The 20,042-nt window shown below is 46.0% G+C and carries 17 protein-coding genes; all 17 read right to left on the bottom strand.

The window, feature by feature from the left end:
- Nucleotides 1-159 precede the first annotated feature (159 nt).
- Nucleotides 160-2,841 carry an FtsK/SpoIIIE family DNA translocase gene (locus MMB75_RS11000; RefSeq protein WP_045243848.1) on the bottom strand — a complete coding sequence of 894 codons (2,682 nt, stop codon included), beginning with the start codon at nucleotides 2,839-2,841 and terminating at the stop codon, nucleotides 160-162.
- Nucleotides 2,842-2,944: 103 nt separating this feature from the next.
- Entirely contained in the window at nucleotides 2,945-3,157 is a 213-nt protein-coding gene (locus MMB75_RS10995; protein WP_016820995.1) for a YlzJ-like family protein, read from the bottom strand.
- Complete coding sequence (locus tag MMB75_RS10990) at nucleotides 3,154-4,002, bottom strand: ClpP family protease (protein ID WP_016820994.1); 849 nt, start codon at nucleotides 4,000-4,002, stop codon at nucleotides 3,154-3,156. The genes MMB75_RS10995 and MMB75_RS10990 overlap by 4 nt, the downstream gene beginning before the upstream one ends.
- Nucleotides 4,003-4,231: 229 nt before the next feature.
- Nucleotides 4,232-5,911: a ribonuclease J gene (locus tag MMB75_RS10985; RefSeq protein WP_013370737.1), complete on the bottom strand. Its 1,680-nt coding sequence runs from the start codon at nucleotides 5,909-5,911 to the stop codon at nucleotides 4,232-4,234.
- A gap of 346 nt (nucleotides 5,912-6,257) precedes the next feature.
- A complete protein-coding gene (gene dapA, locus MMB75_RS10980) occupies nucleotides 6,258-7,139 on the bottom strand; it encodes a 4-hydroxy-tetrahydrodipicolinate synthase (RefSeq protein WP_016820993.1) in 882 nt (293 codons plus the stop codon).
- Between the two features lie 41 nt (nucleotides 7,140-7,180).
- Entirely contained in the window at nucleotides 7,181-8,398 is a 1,218-nt protein-coding gene (gene dapG / locus MMB75_RS10975) for an aspartate kinase (protein ID WP_016820992.1), read from the bottom strand.
- Between the two features lie 36 nt (nucleotides 8,399-8,434).
- Nucleotides 8,435-9,472: an aspartate-semialdehyde dehydrogenase gene (locus MMB75_RS10970; protein ID WP_016820991.1), complete on the bottom strand. Its 1,038-nt coding sequence runs from the start codon at nucleotides 9,470-9,472 to the stop codon at nucleotides 8,435-8,437.
- 134 nt (nucleotides 9,473-9,606) lie between these two features.
- Nucleotides 9,607-10,200: a dipicolinate synthase subunit B gene (locus tag MMB75_RS10965; protein WP_016820990.1), complete on the bottom strand. Its 594-nt coding sequence runs from the start codon at nucleotides 10,198-10,200 to the stop codon at nucleotides 9,607-9,609.
- Entirely contained in the window at nucleotides 10,197-11,096 is a 900-nt protein-coding gene (gene dpsA, locus MMB75_RS10960; protein WP_016820989.1) for a dipicolinate synthase subunit DpsA, read from the bottom strand. The genes MMB75_RS10965 and dpsA overlap by 4 nt, the downstream gene beginning before the upstream one ends.
- 192 nt (nucleotides 11,097-11,288) lie before the next feature.
- Nucleotides 11,289-11,735: a dUTP diphosphatase gene (gene dut, locus MMB75_RS10955; RefSeq protein ID WP_016820988.1), complete on the bottom strand. Its 447-nt coding sequence runs from the start codon at nucleotides 11,733-11,735 to the stop codon at nucleotides 11,289-11,291.
- Entirely contained in the window at nucleotides 11,719-12,978 is a 1,260-nt protein-coding gene (locus tag MMB75_RS10950) for a M16 family metallopeptidase (protein WP_016820987.1), read from the bottom strand. Before MMB75_RS10950 ends, dut begins: the two co-directional genes overlap by 17 nt.
- A 66-nt stretch (nucleotides 12,979-13,044) precedes the next feature.
- A complete protein-coding gene (locus MMB75_RS10945) occupies nucleotides 13,045-14,052 on the bottom strand; it encodes a polysaccharide deacetylase family protein (RefSeq protein ID WP_016820986.1) in 1,008 nt (335 codons plus the stop codon).
- A 224-nt stretch (nucleotides 14,053-14,276) separates the two neighbouring features.
- A complete protein-coding gene (gene pnp / locus MMB75_RS10940; protein ID WP_016820985.1) occupies nucleotides 14,277-16,379 on the bottom strand; it encodes a polyribonucleotide nucleotidyltransferase in 2,103 nt (700 codons plus the stop codon).
- Between the two features lie 214 nt (nucleotides 16,380-16,593).
- On the bottom strand, nucleotides 16,594-16,863 hold the full coding sequence (rpsO, locus tag MMB75_RS10935; RefSeq protein WP_007430074.1) for a 30S ribosomal protein S15: 270 nt from the start codon (nucleotides 16,861-16,863) through the stop codon (nucleotides 16,594-16,596).
- Nucleotides 16,864-16,995: 132 nt separating this feature from the next.
- The gene (locus tag MMB75_RS10930; protein ID WP_045243849.1) at nucleotides 16,996-17,934 is read right to left on the bottom strand and encodes a bifunctional riboflavin kinase/FAD synthetase; all 939 of its coding nucleotides are present in this window, start codon (nucleotides 17,932-17,934) and stop codon (nucleotides 16,996-16,998) included.
- Nucleotides 17,935-18,101: 167 nt separating this feature from the next.
- On the bottom strand, nucleotides 18,102-19,040 hold the full coding sequence (truB, locus tag MMB75_RS10925; RefSeq protein WP_045243850.1) for a tRNA pseudouridine(55) synthase TruB: 939 nt from the start codon (nucleotides 19,038-19,040) through the stop codon (nucleotides 18,102-18,104).
- Nucleotides 19,037-20,014, bottom strand: a complete 978-nt coding sequence (locus MMB75_RS10920; RefSeq protein ID WP_016820982.1) for a DHH family phosphoesterase — start codon at nucleotides 20,012-20,014, stop codon at nucleotides 19,037-19,039. Before MMB75_RS10920 ends, truB begins: the two co-directional genes overlap by 4 nt.
- Nucleotides 20,015-20,042 lie beyond the last annotated feature (28 nt).

Here is a 20,042-nt window from a genome sequence, read left to right as displayed (position 1 = left end):
TAGAAGCTATTCACCCTTTTAATCTTCTTTGAGCAGGCAGCTCCACACCTCAAAAAAACATCACAAAAAAACGCTATTTGCGTGCATGGAGTTGTCATATTTAACAACTCATCATGCGTACAAACAGCGTTTAAATGGAATGCTGATAAAAGATAATGCTCAGGAGCTAACTTTATTTTGCTGATATTGTTCCATTGAGATAAGTACCTCACGGGGCTTACTTCCCTCGTAAGGACCGATGACACCGCGGGCTTCCATGGAGTCAATCAGTCGGGCAGCACGTGTATAACCGATCCGCATACGGCGCTGAAGGAGCGAAACGGAAGCTTGTTTAGCCTCCAAAATGATGTTGACAGCCTGATCATACAGCTCATCCAGCATTTCATCCGCATCAGTGGATACCTCTTCCACCTCAGGCACAAGCGTTTCATCATACTGAGCTTCACCCTGTTCACGCACATAGTTAACAATGTTTTCCACTTCCTGATCACTCATAAACGCTCCCTGAACGCGGACTGGTTTGGAAGCCCCCATCGGCATGAACAGCATGTCACCACGTCCGAGCAGTTTCTCAGCACCGCCCATATCCAGTATGGTGCGGGAATCCACCTGCGAAGAAACGCCGAAAGCAATACGTGAAGGAATATTGGCTTTAATAACCCCTGTAATTACATCAACCGAAGGTCTTTGTGTTGCAATAATCAGATGGATGCCTGCTGCACGCGCCATTTGGGCAAGTCGCGCAATCGCATCCTCCACATCTCCTGCAGCAACCATCATTAAATCTGCCAGCTCGTCCACAATAACGACAATGTAAGGCAGAAATGCATCCGGGTTATCCTTCATCAAATTGTTGTAGCCCTCAATATTACGGGTGCCTGATTTGGAAAACAGCTCATACCTTTTTTCCATTTCAACTACGATTTTCTTCAATGCCAGTGAGGCACGCTTGGGATCAGTCACGACCGGAGCCAATAAATGGGGGATTCCGTTGTACACGTTCAACTCCACCATCTTGGGATCAACCATCAGAAATTTCACCTCATCTGGCTTCGCTTTGTACAAAATACTCGTGATAATCCCATTGATACACACCGATTTACCCGAACCCGTAGCTCCAGCTACAAGCAGATGGGGCATCTTAGCTAAATTACCAACAATCGTTTGTCCTGCAATATCACGGCCAAATGCAATGGACAAATTGGAAACTGATTCCTGGAAAACTGTCGTTTCCATTACCTCACGCATGGTTACGATAGAAACTTCATTATTCGGAACTTCTATTCCTATGGCGGACTTGCCGGGAATAGGTGCCTCCATACGGATATCCTTTGCAGCAAGCGCAAGTGCAATGTCATCCGTCAGACTTACAATCCGGCTAACCTTCACGCCAATGTCCGGCTGGATTTCATAGCGTGTGACGGCTGGACCACGTACAACCTCCAGCACTTTCGCCCGAACACCGAAGCTTTCCAGCGTGGCCTCCAGCTTGCGTGCTGTTTGCATGTAATCCTTTTGTCCCATACCTTTGCCTGCATTTTGCGGTTTGGCAAGCAAACGGAACGATGGAAGCTTGTACGGCTTAGGCGGTGGTGGAGCTGGAATAGTTACATTGTTCCCTTCAGCTTCTTCGCCTGTCAATCCATTAGCAATCGTCTGAGCCAGTTCCTGGGCTTCTTCTGATGTCCCATGGATCGTTGCCGAATCATTTATATTTATATTCGTATTCGCATCGGCATCCATAAAATTACTATCCAGAGGTTCATCAATGGAATCGTTCCGCACTCCACCTGTCAGGGAGTCTTCAAGTTCAGCCTCTGATCTTTTTTCCTCATTTTTCACTTGTTCGAAGAAGTCCCTAATGATTGGCGATCTTTTTACCGGAATTGAGGCTTCCTGCTCAGCGTGTTCGATTACGTCAGACAGCTCTTCTCCCTGATTGCCATTTCTCCACTGAGGCTGCACATCACCAGCATCATATAGAAGATCATGTTCATCTTCATCCGCATGTGCAGTTTGCTCTTCCTTGTCCGCCTTATCTGTATTTTTAAGGCCAAACAACTGAAAGAAAATTGGCTGCTTACGTGCTGGAGGCTGCATTTCATCAAAATCATCATCCATATCCTCTTCATAGGCAGGAATAGGCTCAGATTTGGGTTTTCTATTTCCACTGCCTTTGCTAGATGCAGAAAGCGGAGTGGCTTTACCAGTCCATTTTTTCCGCACGCTTCCCCCGGCTGTCAGTAGCTTGGTCTTTACAATCCGCACTAAATCCACATAAGACAGCTGGGTCATCAGCATAAAACAAATGACGAACATGACAATCATGATCAGCTTAGCTCCTGTGAGACCAAACAGCCACAACAGAACGGTAAGCTGTAATGCGCCAACGTAGCCCCCGCTAATATCCTTATTCAGCATCGAGGTATGGCCTTGCTGATCAGGCGACAGCAACTGCTCACGCATATCTATATGTATCTGGCTCATCACTCCGCCCGGCTGAAGCTCGTTAATCGGTCCCAAACGCTGTTCCATAGATGAAATAGAACTCATAAGTGTAAAGGCAAATACCAACAACAGCAAACCCGTCTTCCGTGAGTTCCACTGGTTCGGCCACTTGCGGTGAATCATCACCATCAGACCATAATAAATGCCAATCAGGGGAATCACAAAATAGAATTTCCCCAGTACAAGCCCAAACATCTTGGATAGCGACCGACCAACTGCCGCTTCACCCGATAACGCAATGACCGCCAATGTAATCAGCACAATGCCGTAAATTTCATATTTTAAAACTCCACCAAATATGGCTTTCTTTTTTCTTTTTCTTCTTCTGGACATACAAGGTCACCCCCCAGAAGAATATTATACCACGTCACTCGCTATCCGCACATATGTTCTTTTTCAGCAGCAAATGACCTATTTCTGTACTATTCGACAGCTTCTATGACCACTCAATGATCTGACCTGGTCCATAACGAGGATTGAGGTAGGCATTTAATGGACAGTCCAAGAGCCTTACTATGATCCCCCGACGACTTTCAAGCGGCTGTACCTGCATAAGCAGACCATCTACCCGGACCTCTACAAGCTCCTCTGCCTCCTTCCACATACCTTCCCACACCAATTCCATTGGCATTACAGTATATAGTGTCATTGGGGCAGCTCCTTGCTGTGCTCACTTGAAAGGGTTCCTGTAGGGGTGCCTGTGGCATTGGGCGAAAAAGGTGCATAAGGGGGCTGCTGTGGAGTCCCTATCATGCCGTTCTGCTGACGGCGCGTCTCAATGATGGTATTCAACTGTTTCAGCGCCTCTCCTATACCACCAACCGCATCCATCAAACCGTATTTTACTGCATCAATTCCTCCGACCGCTGTACCAATGTCGCGGTTTAATTCACCAGTTTTGAACATCAGTTCCTTAAACCGCTCTTCTGTAATGCGAGAATGAGAAACGACGAAGCGGACGACACGCTCCTGCATTTTTTCCATATATTCAAAAGTCTGTGGGACTCCGATGACCAGGCCGCTCATACGAATTGGATGAATGGTCATCGTCGCACTCTCGGCAATATAAGAATACGTAGAAGATACAGCAATCGGCACACCGATGCTATGTCCACCTCCTATAACAATGGTCACTGTTGGTTTACTCATCGATGCGATCATTTCTGCAATAGCCAGTCCTGCCTCTACATCACCACCAACTGTATTCAGCAAAATCATTAATCCTTCGATACGTGGGTTTTGCTCTGCCGCTACCAACTGCGGAATAATATGCTCATATTTTGTTGTTTTGTTTTGAGGCGGTAAGATGAGGTGTCCTTCAATCTGACCGATAATCGTCATACAAAAAATATTGGACTCGCTTCCGGGCATGGAGGTTTGACCCAGCTGCTGTAAAGCCTCCATAGCAGGTAAAACGGGTCTTTGTCCAACCTCTGGTTGTTCTGGCGCTTCCGTTTCCTCGTTGCCAGAAGATAAATTGCTGTAATGTTCCATATGGGTGATCTTCCTTTCGCTATACGCATCTATGTGCCCCGTCTTCACCCTATAGTATGGGATGGAAATGGAATATTTTATACCTATCTCCATGCCTTTCCTCGACCCTAAAATCAAAAAAAGCCTCTCTTTCCGCGGAAACCGTCCAATATTTCCTGCGGGAAGAGAGGCGACTGTGTGCCTGTGACTTAAGTTTTTAATTCAAGTTTTTGAACATATTTCAATCGAATCACACTTCCATTATAATTGGCAGAATCATCGGTCTGCGACGAGTTTGCTCATACAAGAAGCGACCTAGTGCATCCTTGACATTTGTCTTCAGGGAAGCCCATTCATTTACATTTTCACTCATGAGCTTATGCAGTGTACTTGAAACAATACGATTTGCTTCATCTAGCAAACCTTCTGATTCACGAACATACACGAAACCACGGGAAATGATATCTGGGCCTGACTTAATCGTGCCATCTTGCTTGCTCAGTGTGACAACCACTACCAAAATACCGTCCTGTGACAACAATTTGCGGTCGCGCAACACGATATTTCCTACATCTCCTACACCTAGTCCATCGATCAGTACGTTACCTGCTGTAACTTTACCAGCTCTGCGTGCTCCGCCATTCTGAATTTCAATGACTTCACCGATATCCGTGATAAAGATATTTTCAGGCTCGATACCTACTCCTTCAGCCAGAAGAGCGTGACGACGTTGCATTCTGAACTCGCCGTGAATTGGCAAGAAGAATTTTGGTTTCATCAGATTCAGCATCAGCTTGAGTTCTTCCTGGCTGCCGTGTCCAGAAACGTGGATACCAGGATTAGCTGCGCTGTAGTATACATTGGCACCCAGACGGAACAGCTCATCAATAGTGCGTCCAACATATTTTTCATTACCTGGTACCGGAGTAGCTGCGATGATCACTGAGTCCCCTGGAAGAATATCTACCTTACGATGCGTAGAACGAGCCATTCTTGTCAAAGCGGACATCGGTTCACCTTGACTACCTGTGCAGAGAATAACTACGCGATCCGCTGACATTTTGCCCACTTCTTCAGGCTCAATCAGCATTCCATCTGGAATTTCCAAGTAGCCCAAATCAGAAGCAATACCTACGACATTAACCATGCTGCGACCAATCACCGTTACTTTGCGTCCGGTTGCCTCAGCAGCATTAATGACCTGCTGAATACGATGTACGTTCGAAGCAAAAGTGGCTACGACCACACGCTGTCTCGACTTGCGGAAAATATCTTCCAACACAATGCCAACGCTCTTTTCCGAAGGTGTAAAGCCCGGTTTTTCGGCATTGGTACTGTCTGACAATAAAGCCAATACGCCACGTGTGCCAATCTCAGCCATACGCTGCAAATCTGCATATTGTCCGTTCACCGGAGTATGATCAAATTTGAAGTCTCCTGTATGAACAACAGCGCCTTCAGGAGTATCAATGCAAACACCTACTGAATCAGGAATACTATGGTTGGTTTTGAAGAATGTTACTTTCAATGTGGAGCCCAGTTTGATTTCGGAATCAGCATTGATCAAAATACGTTTGGTTTCACCAAGCAGATTCGCTTCCTTCAGCTTGTTTTCCACCAGTCCCAGCGTCAATTTGGTACCATATACAGGTACATTCAAATGTTTCAGCACGTAAGGCAAACCGCCAATATGGTCCTCGTGACCATGAGTCAGCACAATGCCTCTTACTTTGTCGCGGTTCTCTGTAAGGTAGGAAATATCAGGAATAACGATATCGATGCCAAGCATGTCCTCTTCCGGAAATTTCAGACCGGAATCCACCACGACAATGTCATTGCCGTATTGAACGACATACATATTTTTCCCGATTTCACCGACGCCGCCCAAAGCGAAAATCATCAATTTATCGTTGTTTGTTTTTTTAGACAAATGAATCTAAACCTCCTATGGTAGTTGGACGTCGTACCTTGATTTGTTATTTAATTTTCAAAAAAATACCGCACCCAGTCACTTGACCCCATTATACATGATTAAAATACGAAAAAACAAGTCATCCTGTTCGTTACGCTAGGTTTCCCATTGCCTTCCCAAACCATAAGTAAGTGTCATTTTATCTACATACCTGATTAACAGCATAGCAAAAAGGACGTTCTATAAGAACGCCCCTTCATGCCAGAGGACCTTGTCAGACAATAACCGAGTCGGTGTTGCACCTACCGACTGCCCTTAACAAGGGTACTCCTTATATTTATAAACATCTTACAGCTATTTCTTTTTAGCGGGTAAATAAATTCTTAATAAACTTCGCTTCATCTTCGGTAGGAGGAATAAGCGGCAACCGAACTGAACCTACCTTAATCCCTCGTAATTCTAATGCATACTTTACAGCCACCGGATTAGGTAGAGGATGAGGACAGCCGAACATGCCCTTAAAAATTGGGAACAACTGCTGATGTAGTTTGGCTGCCTCCTGCGCGCGTCCCCCTACAAATGAATCCAACATCCGCTTCATTTCTGCACCTACCACGTGGCTCGCTACGCTGATAATGCCATAAGCACCTACAGCCATGGCTGGCAGTCCGGATGCATCATCCCCGGAATAAACCAGAAAGCCTTCTGGTGCTGACGCTGCAATCTGTGTGACCTGTGCAAGTGATGCACATTCTTTGGTTCCTACAATGTTCGGAATTTGTGCAAGTCGCAGTGTCGTTTCAGCTGTTAGGCTGGCTCCGGTACGGCTTGGAACATTATACAGTATAGCTGGAAGGGATGTGGAGTTTGCAATACTTTTGAAATGCTGATACATCCCTTCCTGATTCGGTTTATTATAATATGGCACTACCAGCAGCACACCGTCTGCTCCCGCCTGCTCCGCAGCACGGGTGAGATGGATGGAATGACGTGTATTATTGCTTCCCGTCCCGGCAATAATTTTACATCGCCCAGCTGCTTTTTCTACAACAAATGCAAACAACTTAATTTTTTCATCATCGCTCAGGGTAGGAGACTCCCCTGTTGTTCCAGATACAACAAGTGACTCTGAATGCTGTTCTTCTATTAAGTAATCAATCAACGAGGACAATGCAGTCCAGTCAATCTCTCCTTGCTGATCAAAAGGTGTCACCATTGCGGTAATCAATCTGCCGAAGTTCACCATGCTGCCTCCTTTTTTTGCAAGTCCGAGCACGGACAATGCGCCTATTGATGGAGTTCAAATTTATTATGCAATGCGCGTACAGCCTGCACCATATCTTCCTTTTTAACAAGTACCCAGATCGTGGTGTTGGAATCTGCCGATTGAAGGATCTGTACGTCTGATTCTGTCAATGCCTCCACAATTGTCGCCATAATACCTGGTACCCCGTTGATACCACCGCCTATGACCGAAACTTTAGCACATCCGGCCAGTATCTTAGGCTCTAGTCCTAAACCGTTAAGTACTTCAACCGCTTTGCTTCCATCATTATCAAATACGGTATAAACCGCCCCTGATGGAGTTACGTTAATAAAATCAACGCTGATTCCATGTTCAGCCATAGATTTGAACACTTGTAATTGCAAGTGCTCCAAACCTGACTTTAATTCAACAGTAATTTGAGTAACATTGCCGACATACGCAATACCGGTCACGAAACGGTCTACGATATCTGCCTGCACGTCTTTAAAGCCTTCTGGGTGGGTAACCAACGTCCCCTCTCCTTCGGAGAAGGTTGAGCGAACCCGTACCGGAATATTCGCCTGCATGGCGATTTCAACAGCACGAGGATGGATCACCTTGGCTCCCTGATGAGCCATATTACAAATTTCTGTATAGCTAACATGTGCAAGCGGCTTCGCATTTTCCACAATACGCGGATCAGCGGTTAATATACCATTCACATCTGTATAAATATCCACCATATCTGCATGTAAAGCAGCCCCCAGCGCCGTAGCTGACGTATCGCTGCCTCCCCGACCAAGGGTAGTCATATCACCATCAGCAGTTTGTCCCTGAAAACCTGTCACAATGACAACTCTGCCTTGGTTCAGCTCTTCCACAATTCGGTCTGGCTTGATATCCAAAATGCGAGCATTGCCATATTGATCATCCGTAATAAAGCCTGCCTGTGCTCCAGTCAGCACCGTAGCAGGAATACCTTCCTTCTCCATCAGGCTGCATAACGTAGCGGCAGAAATGATTTCACCACAGCACAGCAGTAAATCCCGCTCGCGCTTAGGAAGACTGTCACCGTTAGAAGCCGCCCAATCCAGCAGCGTGTCCGTTGCATAGGGCTCTCCTTTTCTCCCCATGGCCGACACAACAACAACCAATCGAAGATTTTGCTCCAGCTCCCGCTTCACATGTGCCAGCACAAGTTGACGCGCTTCAGGTGTGGACAGCGAGGTTCCCCCAAATTTTTGCACCAAAATACCCATTATTTTTCCCCCATATTACTCCCTGCTTTAGGAACGTTACTCCGCCTTTGCAGCAATAATTTCCGCGATTTGCACCGCGTTCCATGCCGCTCCCTTGAGCAGATTGTCGGATACGACCCACAAATTCAATCCACGGCTATTGCCCAAATCACGACGTACACGCCCTACGAATACGTCAGGTTTTCCAGCAGCTTCGGATGCCAACGGATAAAGCTGGGCAGTAGGATCGTCTACCAGCGTTACTCCAGGTGCGGAAGCCAGCAGATTACGAACTTCTTCTAGATCATAATCATTTTTAAGCTCTACATAGACAGATTCCGAGTGACCATATACAACAGGAATACGAACACACGTTGCCGTTACGTCTACAGAATCGTCACCTAGTATTTTTTTCGTTTCGCGTACCATTTTCATTTCTTCCAGTGTATAACCATTATCCTGGAATTTGTCAATTTGCGGAATAGCATTGAAAGCAATCTGATGCTTTACTGGCAACGAACCTACCGGCAGCAGATCTGGCTGGACTTCATCACCGTTAAGAATGGCTGCGCTTTGACGATTCAATTCATCAATAGCACGGCTTCCAGCGCCGGAAACGGCCTGGTACGTGGATACTATGATACGAGAAATGCCATACTGATCATATAATGGTTTCAAAGCAGCTACCATCTGAATGGTGGAGCAGTTCGGGTTCGCGATAATTCCCTGATGCTCGGCAATTTTGTCGCTGTTCACCTCAGGTACTACAAGAGGAGCTGTCGGTTCCATTCGGAATGCGTTGGTGTTGTCAATGCAAACTGCCCCATGACGAACAGCATGCGGCGCCAGTTCCTTACTCACGTCTCCGCCTGCACTAAACAAAGCAATGTCGATTCCTTCAAAGCTGTCGGGGGTAGCAATCTCTACTGGAATCTGCTGACCTTTAAAGCTAATTAACGTGCCGGCAGAACGAGGCGAAGAAAGAAATTTGATTTTGTCCACAGGAAAATCGCGTTTTTCCAGCAGATTTACGATCTGTTCCCCTACAGCGCCTGTCGCTCCAACGACAGCTACATTAAACTTTCTATTGCTCATCTGGTGTATCTCCCCTTCTCGACTAAAAAACCATTTTTTATTCTGAAAGCATCCACCGCCAACAAGAAATTAGACCCGATGGATTATCGAATCATCTTCTAGGCGAGGGATGCTCAGCAGTTAATTATAGTACTTCATGGGGTCTTGCGTTCCACAATCATCGGCTGAATCTGCCTGCCCTGCAATGCTTCATAGGCAGCCTCGGGAATCAATTCCATATTGGCTACAAGCGAGTTCGGCTTTTTAACTGGATTATCCTGTCCGAACGGCACAAAAAAGATGTTCTTGGCTACTAGTAACTTGGCGATATTGGCAGCATTTAGACCAAGTCCATCATTAGTAGATATGGCTAAAAGAAGTGGACGGCCGTTGCGTAATTGCGCCTTGGCAGCCATCAAAACCGGACTGTCCGTCATCGCATTCGCTAACTTGCTCATCGAATTCCCCGTCAAAGGTGCAATCACCAGCACATCGAGCATTTGGGAGGGTCCCAGTGGCTCAGCCTCCACAATTGTAGAAATGATATCATTCCCTGTTATATCTTTCAACTGTTTTTGCCAACTTTGCGAAGTACCGAAGCGAGTATCCGTTGTTAGTACGGTATTGGATATAATGGGAACGACCTTCGCACCCTCATCAACAAAGCGCTGTATAACAGGCATTACCTCTTCAAATGTGCAATGTGAGCCTGTAATAGCATAACCTACCGTTTTCCCTTGCCAACTCATTGTGCATCCCCCCGATCAGGATTATCTTCCATTAACAACTGCACCAGCGTATTCGCTATAATGGTACCAGCAGTTTTGGGAGCAACAATACCGGGAAGACCGGGGGCAAGCATAGCCGTAATTCCACGCTTTTCCGCATACCGGAAATCACAACCGCCTGGGGCGGAAGCAAGATCTATAATCACGGTACTCAGTGGCAATTTAGACAGAATTTGCGCTGTGATAATCATAGAGGGTATCGTATTAAAAATCAAGTCAACTCCCTTTGTCTCATTCGCTAAATCCCTTGTCATAAAAGGCTTCCAACCCATCTCCACGGCTCTCGCTGCATCCTCCGCCCGCCGTACTCCAACTTTCACTTTGGCTCCCAACCCCTGTAGTGCCCTTGCCATGGTAAATCCAGTCCGTCCCATGCCTAGAACCATACAATCTGCACCATGGATCGTAAAATCAGTATGCTGAATTGCCATCATCAGTGCGCCTTCAGCTGTAGGTATAGAATTGTATATGGCCACATCATCTCTCTCCAGCAGCTCAACCAGCTTCAATTCATGCCTGGTACAAATTTCTTTTAAGTACGCTCGCGCCATCCCTGTATATACAACGCAATGCGGTGGAAGAGCAGCAGCATGCTCATTCAGAAACTGGAGCTTTTGTGCTCCGAAAAGTGCATTCACGTTGCCTTCCTCATCGCATCCCACCACTGGCAGAATCAGTGCGTCTGACGATTCCAGCAGCTTGACAGACAATGGCTCTAATGTAACTCCTTTGAGTGGTACTTCGAGCTTGTCAAAGCCGACCACAGTGACAGTAGCATCCATGTCGACACATTTGCGGATTACCTCAAGCTGCCTCGCATCGCCACCCAAAACAACGATGCGCATTCCTGTTAGCATCCGGATCACTCCTTTCCGAGACACGATATGCTTTTATTCTATGCAGATGCCCGGGAAGGGGTGAAAAAACACAAAAAAAGCCGCCCCTCTACGGAACGACTTTTATGTGTATGCTTACTCTTAAGCGAGTAATATTGAAGCTCCCTACAAAATGGACAATTGTATTACACTGCATGCAAGTGAACCGTAGACTCAGCGTCCTGTATGACCAAAGCCTCCAGCACCGCGTACAGTTTCAGACAAATGGTCTACTTGTTTTAACTCCACCTCAGGCACAACCTGAAATACCATTTGTGCAATTCGCTCATTGCGCGTAATGGTGAACGGTTCCTCGCCTAAATTGATAAGAAGCACCTTAATCTCTCCACGATAATCTGCATCAATCGTTCCAGGCGTGTTAAGACAAGTAATACCATGCTTGAGAGCCAGTCCACTACGCGGACGGATTTGTGCCTCTAATCCTGCTGGCATAGCTATTGCAAATCCAGTTGGAATGAGACAACGTTTGCCAGGTTCCAGAACCAAATCCTCCTGTACTGCTGCATACAAGTCAAATCCCGATGCAAGCTCTGACATTTTGCGAGGGAGCTCAATATCTTCATTGCCCCCGAGTCTGTTAATTTCAACGTAAGTTAACAAAATAGTCCCTCCTCATATCCTTAACCGCTGAATCGCTCGCTCCGACCATTGACAGAGCAAACGGCTCCGAAAACATCAGATCCAGCACTTTGTTCACATCATCAGCCGTCACTTGTTCGATGTGTTCGATCATTTGATCCAGCGTATAATGCTGACCCAACATTAACTCATTTTTTCCAAGACGGTTCATCCGGCTACCCGTACTCTCAAGGCTTAAGATCAGACTTCCTTTTAGCTGCTCCTTGCCTTTACGAAGCTCATTAGCGTCCAAACCATTGATAGCCACATCTCGTAACAGCTCCAGCGTCAAATCGAGCACATCCTTTGTTTGCTTAGGAGCGGTACCTGCATAGATTGTGAACATTCCACTATCGGCATGGGAGCTATGATAGGAATAGACCGAATAAGCCAGTCCGCGTTTTTCACGAATTTCCTGAAATAAACGTGAGCTCATGCCCCCGCCGATCGCGTTATTCAGCAAAACCATAGCATACTGGAGATCGTCGCCTATTGCAAATCCAGGCAGAGATAGACAAATATGATTCTGCTCCGTTGCTTTCTCATGGTACAAGAGCTGACCGTTAAACGCAGGTACTGTCAGTGGCGAAACGGTTCCGTGATTATCGAAATGCCCAAAATGTTGCTCCAGCAATTCTACAAGACGATCGTCAACATTACCAGCTACACTGATAACTGTATTGTCGATTGTATAGTGCTCCTTCATATAATGACTGAGATGTGAGCTATCCATAGCTAGCAGGTGATCTTCGGTTCCGAGAATCGGATAAGCCAGTGGGTGTTCGCCATAGGCCGCCCGAGATACAAGATCGTGCACCATATCATCCGGTGTGTCCTCGTACATGGAGATTTCCTCCAAAATCACATTTTTCTCTCTTGCGAGCTCTTCCTGATCCAATTTGGAATTAAAGAACATATCAGACAGTACATCGACTGCGATCGGTAGATGCTCATCTAGCACTTTCGCATAATAGCACGTATATTCCTTCGAAGTGAAAGCATTAACATTTCCTCCGATGGCATCGAATTGCTCAGCGATTTCTTTAGCACTAAAACGCTCTGTTCCTTTGAAAAGCATGTGTTCAATAAAATGAGAAATACCGCTATTGTCCGGTGTTTCGTTCCGGGAACCGGTTTTAACCCAGATGCCGAAAGAAACAGAACGCACGGTTGGAATTTTTTCGATGACCACTCTTAGGCCGTTTTTGAGTTGAATTCTTTCCACGCTTGGCCCTCCTAAACTGAATTGCATACTTTGCCATAATGTTCAATCCTAACAGAAAAAAGACGTTCACTCAACCGGAGCTGGTAGCTGCCGATCAGGGGAAAGCGTCTGACTGACAGTTCCAAGCACAAGTCCTTTACTACGAATGGCATGAATCATACCTTTGAGAGCAGCAGCCGAGGAATCTGTTGGGTGCATCAATATCAGGGAGCCTGACTCAACCTTACTATTGATTTTATGAACCACCGATTCCGGTGACGGATGTTTCCAATCTACGGTGTCCAATGTCCACAACACAGTTTTGAGTCCATACTCTGCGGCTATATCCACTGTTTGTTGATTAAAATCCCCCGATGGAGGGGCAAACCAATTATTTTTGACACCCAAAGTTTCTTGAAGAAGCATTTCCGTCTTTTCGATTTCTTGTACGGCTCTGGCTCGGCTCAAACGACTCATATTGGGATGAGAATAAGCATGATTTGAAAGCTCATGCCCTCTTCTTTGAATTTCCTTGGCGAGTTCAGGATTTTTCTTCAGCCAACTTCCATCAAGAAAAAATGTAGCCTTAACCTTCTCCTGATCCAATGTATTCAGTATAGGCACGATAAACTCATTCCCCCATGCTACATTGATCATGAAGGATACCATCGGTTTTTCAGGATTGCCCCTGTAAATGGGGACATTCCCCAGTTGATTTAAATGTATTTTGGGTGCCAATTGGCGATATACATATTGAATAGGCCGATCTGGAGCTGCAATGGCTTTGCGATAGGTAGCATCCAAATCGACCTCCAGTCCGTTATAACCTGGAATAGCCTTCCATACCCTGTCGACCTTGGCATCAACTGGTTCTCTCCGCTGACGTGCTGCTTCTGTCCTTAGTCGCTGCATAAGCGCATTATCAGGCAAAGCTGCCACCGCCATCGTGGGTGTAGCTTCAAGCTCTTCGGCTCCTGTAGCGTTTCCATTGCGTAATTGACTAGCGTAGTCACGAACCCCGCTAAACTGCCCGATTACCAGTGTGACGGCTAAAGTGGCTACCACCCACACCGCTCGTTTCACCCTACTCATCATTCCTTCATCCTCCCGCTCGTTTGTCCACATTGTATGCGGGGAGGACAAGATCTATGACGTAGTAAGCTATAGAAGCCCACTTGGGTGCAGCTTGTGCATATGTATGAAAAAAGAGCCAGAAACGTAGCTCTGCCTCTTTCCAAAAGCTTAATTTATGCTATTCAAATCCCTTATTCTGTACAAACGTATAGACTCCCTATTACAGTAGTTCGCGGTCTCACAACCTAGGACTTAGCAGGAGCTTCAGCCGTCAGTACTGCCTTACGGGACAAATTGACGCGACCTTGCTGATCGATTTCAGTTACTTTCACCGTAATCGTATCACCAATAGCAATGACATCTTCAACTTTGGCTACACGCTCAGTAGACAGTTGAGAAATATGAACCAGACCATCTTTACCCGGTAAAATTTCAACAAATGCGCCGAATTTTTCAATTCGTTTGACTGTACCGATGTAAATCTCGCCGACCACGACTTCTTTTACGATACCTTCAATAATGGAACGCGCCTTCTCATTCATCTCTTGATTTGTAGAAGCGATGAACACACGACCATCCTGTTCAATATCGATTTTCACGCCGGTTTCTTCGATGATCTTGTTGATGATTTTACCACCAGCTCCAATAACATCACGGATTTTGTCCGGGTTAATGTGCATTGTCATAATTTTTGGAGCGTACGGAGACAATTGCTCACGTGGCTTCTGGATCGCTTCCATCATTTTGCCAAGAATGAACAAACGTCCTTCTCTGGCTTGCTTGAGCGCATCCTGTAAAATATTGCGGTCAATACCGTCAATTTTAATATCCATTTGAATGGCAGTTACGCCTTCCGCTGTACCAGCAACTTTAAAGTCCATATCGCCCAGATGATCTTCCATACCTTGGATATCTGTCAGTACGGAAACATGATCTCCATCCTTAATCAATCCCATGGCCACACCTGCAACTGGAGCTTTAATCGGTACACCTGCATCCATCATAGCCAGTGTGCTTGCACAAATACTAGCTTGTGAGGTCGATCCATTCGATTCCAGTACTTCGGAAACCAGACGGATCGTGTACGGAAATTCAGTTTCGGAAGGAATTACTTTGGAAAGCGCACGCTCACCAAGAGCACCATGTCCGATTTCACGACGACCTGGCGCGCGCAAAGGACGAGCCTCACCTACGCTGAATGGAGGGAAATTGTAATGATGCATGAAGCGTTTGGTTTCTTCCAGATCAATACCGTCTAGAATTTGTACATCCCCTAGAGCACCAAGAGTACAAACGCTAAGCGCCTGCGTTTGCCCGCGTGTAAATAAGCCTGAACCGTGCGTACGCGGCAAAATGCTAGTGTCACTTTCAATCGGACGAATTTCGTCAAGCTTACGACCATCAGGACGCACTTTATCATGCGTAATCAGACGACGGACTTCTTCCTTAACGATATCATAGAGAACTTCGCTCACATCACTCAAAAGCTCAGGTGTCTCTATGTATTGTGCTTCAAAATGGGCAACGGTCTCTTCATTAACGGCATCAATCGCCTCTTGACGAGCATGTTTTTCGGCAATTTTAACAGCTTCTACCAAACGATCAGCTGCATAAGCACGTACTTCACTGTTCACTTTTTCATCAACAGCATGCAGCTTAACCTGCATTTTCTCTTTACCTGCTACTTGCACCAATTGTTCAATAACTGCCACAATGTTCTTAATCTCATCATGTCCGAACATAATAGCTTCGAGCATAACTTCCTCTGGAATCTCATCGCCTTCTGCTTCTACCATCATAATGGCATCTTTTGTTCCAGCTACAACGAGATACAGATCGCTTGCGTTCTGCTGTGCAATATCTGGATTAATTACAAATTGTCCGTTTACACGACCTACAGCAACCCCGCCAATTGGACCGTTAAAAGGAACATCCGAAATACTGAGTGCTGCCGAGGTTCCAATCATGGCTGCAATTTCAGGTTCACAATCCTGATCAACACTCATGACTAGGTTTAACACCTGCACATCATTACGGAAACCTTCAGGGAACAATGGGCGAATTGGACGGTCTGTCAAACGACTGGATAAAATCGCCTTTTGACTCGGGCGTCCTTCACGCTTAATAAATCCGCCAGGAATTTTCCCCACAGCATACAATCTTTCCTCATAGTTCACGGTCAGCGGAAAAAAGTCCAAATCTTTCGGTTCACGGGAAGCGGTCACAGTACACAGCACAACTGTTTCTCCATAACTCACCTTAACTGCCGCATTAGCTTGTTTTGCAAGACGTCCTGTTTCAAGCACCAGCTTTCTTCCGCCGAGTTGCATTTCTACGCGTTGCTCCATGGTATCCCTCCATTTCATTTCATTGTAAATGTTCTATACACATCCAGTATTTCCTGCGCAGGTCTTATTCATAAGAAGCTCACAGACAAAATAGGATATGTAATTCAAAAAAAGATTCCTCATTTCAAAAAAGAACCCGGCTGCTGTCCGCCGTCGCCTTAGCAGGGACAAGCGGTGAACAACCAGGCTTCTTTTCTCATTACATGTCTGAAAATTAACGACGCAGTCCGAGACGCTCGATCAACGCACTGTAACGTTTAACATCAGTCTTCTTCAGGTAAGCCAAAAGTTTACGACGCTGACCGACCATTTTCAACAACCCGCGGCGGGAGTGATGGTCTTTCTTGTGCGAACGAAAGTGACTTTGCAAGTTGACGATGTTTTCAGTAAGGATAGCGATTTGTACCTCAGGTGATCCTGTATCGGATTCATGAGTTTTGTACTCCTCGATCAATTGCTGTTTACGCTCTTGAGTCAATGCCATCCTGTTCACCTCCTTCATTATAATCGCCATTAGCCTCGTAACCGCCGGTGAAAGCGGACAACCAAGCTAAGGTTCATCGTTGTTTACACAACATAAGTCAGTATAACACAGCGCCTGTCTTATGTAAATAAATTAGCCCAACAGCTTTTTAGCCATTTGTGCGTCATTGCCAATTTGGCTGATCAGCTCATCCACTGAAGAGAATTTGCGTTCAGGACGGATGTAATGATGAAGCTCAACAAGCACAGGCTCCCCATAAATTTGTTGATTAAAATCAAAAAGATGTACCTCAAACGACGGATTCAGCACACCTTCATGAAACGTAGGCTTAACTCCTACATTCATTACACCATTTATCCAATGATCACCCACGAGCGCCCGTACAGCGTACACACCCTTAACTGGAATGACATATGAATCATCCAGCTTGAGATTAGCTGTCGGAAAACCAATTGTGCGTCCGCGCTTCTCTCCATCCATCACAGTACCCTGGATACGATAAGGGCGTCCCAACCAGCGTGACGCATGTGCTAAATCCCCCGTCTGTAAAGCACGGCGAATGCCGGAGCTGCTTACCTTATCCCCATCCAGTTCGAACGGTGGTACAGTGTAAACAGACATCAGCTCCCCTCCCAGCTTACGAAGCGTATCCTCATGCCCGGCTCCCCGGTAGCCAAACCTAAAATCAAAACCTACTACCGCCGTTCGAATTTGTAATGGAAGCAGCACGTCTGTTATAAAAGCCTCCGGGCTAACCTTGGAAAACTCTTCGTTAAAACTTAAAATATAAAGTACATCCACACCCATATCGGACAGAATAGTCTGTTTATCCGCAAGCGGTGTTAAATAACCTTCATAATCGCCTTTTTTCATGACTTCTTTCGGATGAGGGTGAAATGTCATGACAGATACTGGCACATTCTGTTCATGAGCGAGCGCGACAGCCTTACGTATTACGCTTGCATGTCCCAGATGAAGGCCGTCAAACTGGCCGATCGCCGTGACTTGTGGACGTCCCCATTGCTGCAATAACTCATCACTCAAAGGATAAGATAACGATACGGTAATCATATTCATTCACCTGCATTTCACATCATTTGACTAACTTCGTCAAAAATTATAGCACAATTCAAGGTGAAAAACGTCTATCAGCATAATTTCACGGAAGCCAGGCCGTGCCTTGGGAAAAATTTCTGGCGTTTATAGTATGGTTCAGCACCGCTGTAATTTTATAAATTCTATAAACTTAAAAAAACTTTAATTGGGGCGATTGCACCTGATTCATCCCGTCCATATATGCCTAAAAACGTTTTATCCTCTTTATATAATCGGAAAGGTTGGTTGTCTGTCACTGGTGGTGTAATCATACTCAGCGACAGGCGTTGGCCTTGCAGAGCTGCAGCTGCCTTAGCTTCAGCCACTGTATGCTCAGACATATAGTCAATCGCTTTATCGGTGGCGATAAGCCGCTCACCCAGGCTACCATCGGCTACATAGCGCTCAATTTCTTCAAATGTTAAACAATGTTCCGCAGAAATTCCCGCAGACATCGTTCGCTCCAGCTTAACCATTGTTGAAGGATATCCCAATTCACGGCCAATATCAACACATAGTGTACGGATATAAGTACCTTTGGAGCACAAAGCACGAAAAGAAATATCCACATGCGGCCCCATCTTCGCAAATCCTGTCATTTCCAGCTCATAAATGCTCACTTCACGGCTTTTACGCTCCACAGTTTTGCCTTCTCGAGCCAGCTCGTATAGACGTTTTCCATCTATTTTGAGAGCAGAGTACATGGGTGGGACTTGGGAGATCGTACCAACGAAACGTTCCAGAACCGCTTTGGCTTCCATTTCGGTAACCTCAACCGGACGTTCGCTCTCTTCTGTAATTGTCCCAGTCAGGTCTTCGGTATCAGTGGCAATGCCTAAGCGCAGTGTAGCCCGGTATTCCTTGGGCCGCTCTTGCATGTACTCCACCACTCGGGTGGCGCGTCCCAGACACAAGGGCAGAACACCAGTTACCTGCGGATCTAGCGTCCCAGTATGTCCGATTCGCTTCATCCCCAATAAACGGCGAGCCTTGGCCACGACATCGTGAGAGGTAAATCCAGCAGGTTTATAGACAGGTAGCACACCTTCCCAAGTTGCCTGTCCCTTCTTTATTGGGTTCATAGCTCAGACTTCACCCGCCCTACAACGGTCTCAATGATATCTTCCAGCTTACCCTCTAGCCGACAGCCAGCCGCACGTACATGACCACCGCCCCCGAACGATTGAGCGAGCGCAGCTACATCAACGTTCCCTGCCGATCTCAAACTTGCCTTGGTCGCTTGATCATTAATAACTTTAAAGAAAATGCCTACTTCAACCCCACGAATATTTCTTGGATAATTCACGATACCTTCCAAGTCCTCATTTACAGCACCGCATTCCGTCATATCATCAGGTGTTACAACGACCCAAGCAACTTTACCATCCTCTGACATCGTGAGCGTTTGCAATGCTTTGGTCAGCACTTTCATTTGGGGAAATGTCATTTCCTCGAGCAATTTCTCGGACAAAAATGGGCCATCAACACCATAAGCAAGTAGTTGCGATACCGTAGACATCACTTTCGGTGAAGTGTTGGAGTAGCGGAAGCCTCCCGTATCCGTTAACAACCCTGTATATACAGCTGTTGCTACTTCTACATCCCAAGTTACTGCAAACTTTTCCAATAAATCAAAAAGAATTTCCGCTGTTGCCGCAGCATCTGACTTAATCACATTAATCGCACCATAAGCGTCGTTCGTTGGATGATGATCAATATTCAGAATAATGGCATCTTCCGTAAAAAACTGCTCTGTCAAACCAACACGACGGTAATCCGCACAATCTACACAAATGATTCGGTTGTATTTCCGTTCTGGCGGTTGTTGACTCATATCCATAATCTCATCGGCATGCCATAAAAAATCCATGCGTTTAGGAATAGGTCCCTCATTCAGCATGGTAAATTTCTTCCCCAGACATGAGAGAAGCCAGCCCACCGTTACGGTGGAGCTGACTGCGTCTCCGTCCGGCTGTACATGCGATACGATCAGGTAATCATCATGCTCCAGAATAAATTCCTTCGCTTGTTGAAGCGCCTGTTCATAGGTATGCATTGCCGTCTCCTTTACATTCAGTTCATGG

Source organism: Paenibacillus sp. P2(2022), from assembly GCF_029522175.1.
Classification (GTDB): domain Bacteria; phylum Bacillota; class Bacilli; order Paenibacillales; family Paenibacillaceae; genus Paenibacillus; species Paenibacillus polymyxa.
Note: the sequence above shows the minus strand (reverse complement) of the source record. Positions and strands in the feature narration are given on the sequence as shown.

Excerpts from the sequence above, each read along its gene's own strand:
- MMB75_RS10995 (WP_016820995.1), bottom strand. The coding sequence starts at position 3,157 with ATGACACTATATACTGTAATGCCAATGGAATTGGTGTGGGAAGGTATG.
- dpsA (WP_016820989.1), bottom strand. The coding sequence starts at position 11,096 with ATGCTAACAGGAATGCGCATCGTTGTTTTGGGTGGCGATGCGAGGCAG.
- MMB75_RS10965 (WP_016820990.1), bottom strand. The coding sequence starts at position 10,200 with ATGAGTTGGCAAGGGAAAACGGTAGGTTATGCTATTACAGGCTCACAT.
- pnp (WP_016820985.1), bottom strand. The coding sequence starts at position 16,379 with ATGGAGCAACGCGTAGAAATGCAACTCGGCGGAAGAAAGCTGGTGCTT.
- MMB75_RS10945 (WP_016820986.1), bottom strand. The coding sequence starts at position 14,052 with ATGATGAGTAGGGTGAAACGAGCGGTGTGGGTGGTAGCCACTTTAGCC.
- MMB75_RS10990 (WP_016820994.1), bottom strand. The coding sequence starts at position 4,002 with ATGGAACATTACAGCAATTTATCTTCTGGCAACGAGGAAACGGAAGCG.
- MMB75_RS10920 (WP_016820982.1), bottom strand. The coding sequence starts at position 20,014 with ATGCATACCTATGAACAGGCGCTTCAACAAGCGAAGGAATTTATTCTG.
- dapG (WP_016820992.1), bottom strand. The coding sequence starts at position 8,398 with ATGGGTATTTTGGTGCAAAAATTTGGGGGAACCTCGCTGTCCACACCT.
- MMB75_RS10930 (WP_045243849.1), bottom strand. The coding sequence starts at position 17,934 with ATGATTACCGTATCGTTATCTTATCCTTTGAGTGATGAGTTATTGCAG.
- truB (WP_045243850.1), bottom strand. The coding sequence starts at position 19,040 with ATGAACCCAATAAAGAAGGGACAGGCAACTTGGGAAGGTGTGCTACCT.
- MMB75_RS11000 (WP_045243848.1), bottom strand. The coding sequence starts at position 2,841 with ATGTCCAGAAGAAGAAAAAGAAAAAAGAAAGCCATATTTGGTGGAGTT.
- dapA (WP_016820993.1), bottom strand. The coding sequence starts at position 7,139 with ATGGTGAACTTCGGCAGATTGATTACCGCAATGGTGACACCTTTTGAT.
- MMB75_RS10970 (WP_016820991.1), bottom strand. The coding sequence starts at position 9,472 with ATGAGCAATAGAAAGTTTAATGTAGCTGTCGTTGGAGCGACAGGCGCT.
- rpsO (WP_007430074.1), bottom strand. The coding sequence starts at position 16,863 with ATGGCATTGACTCAAGAGCGTAAACAGCAATTGATCGAGGAGTACAAA.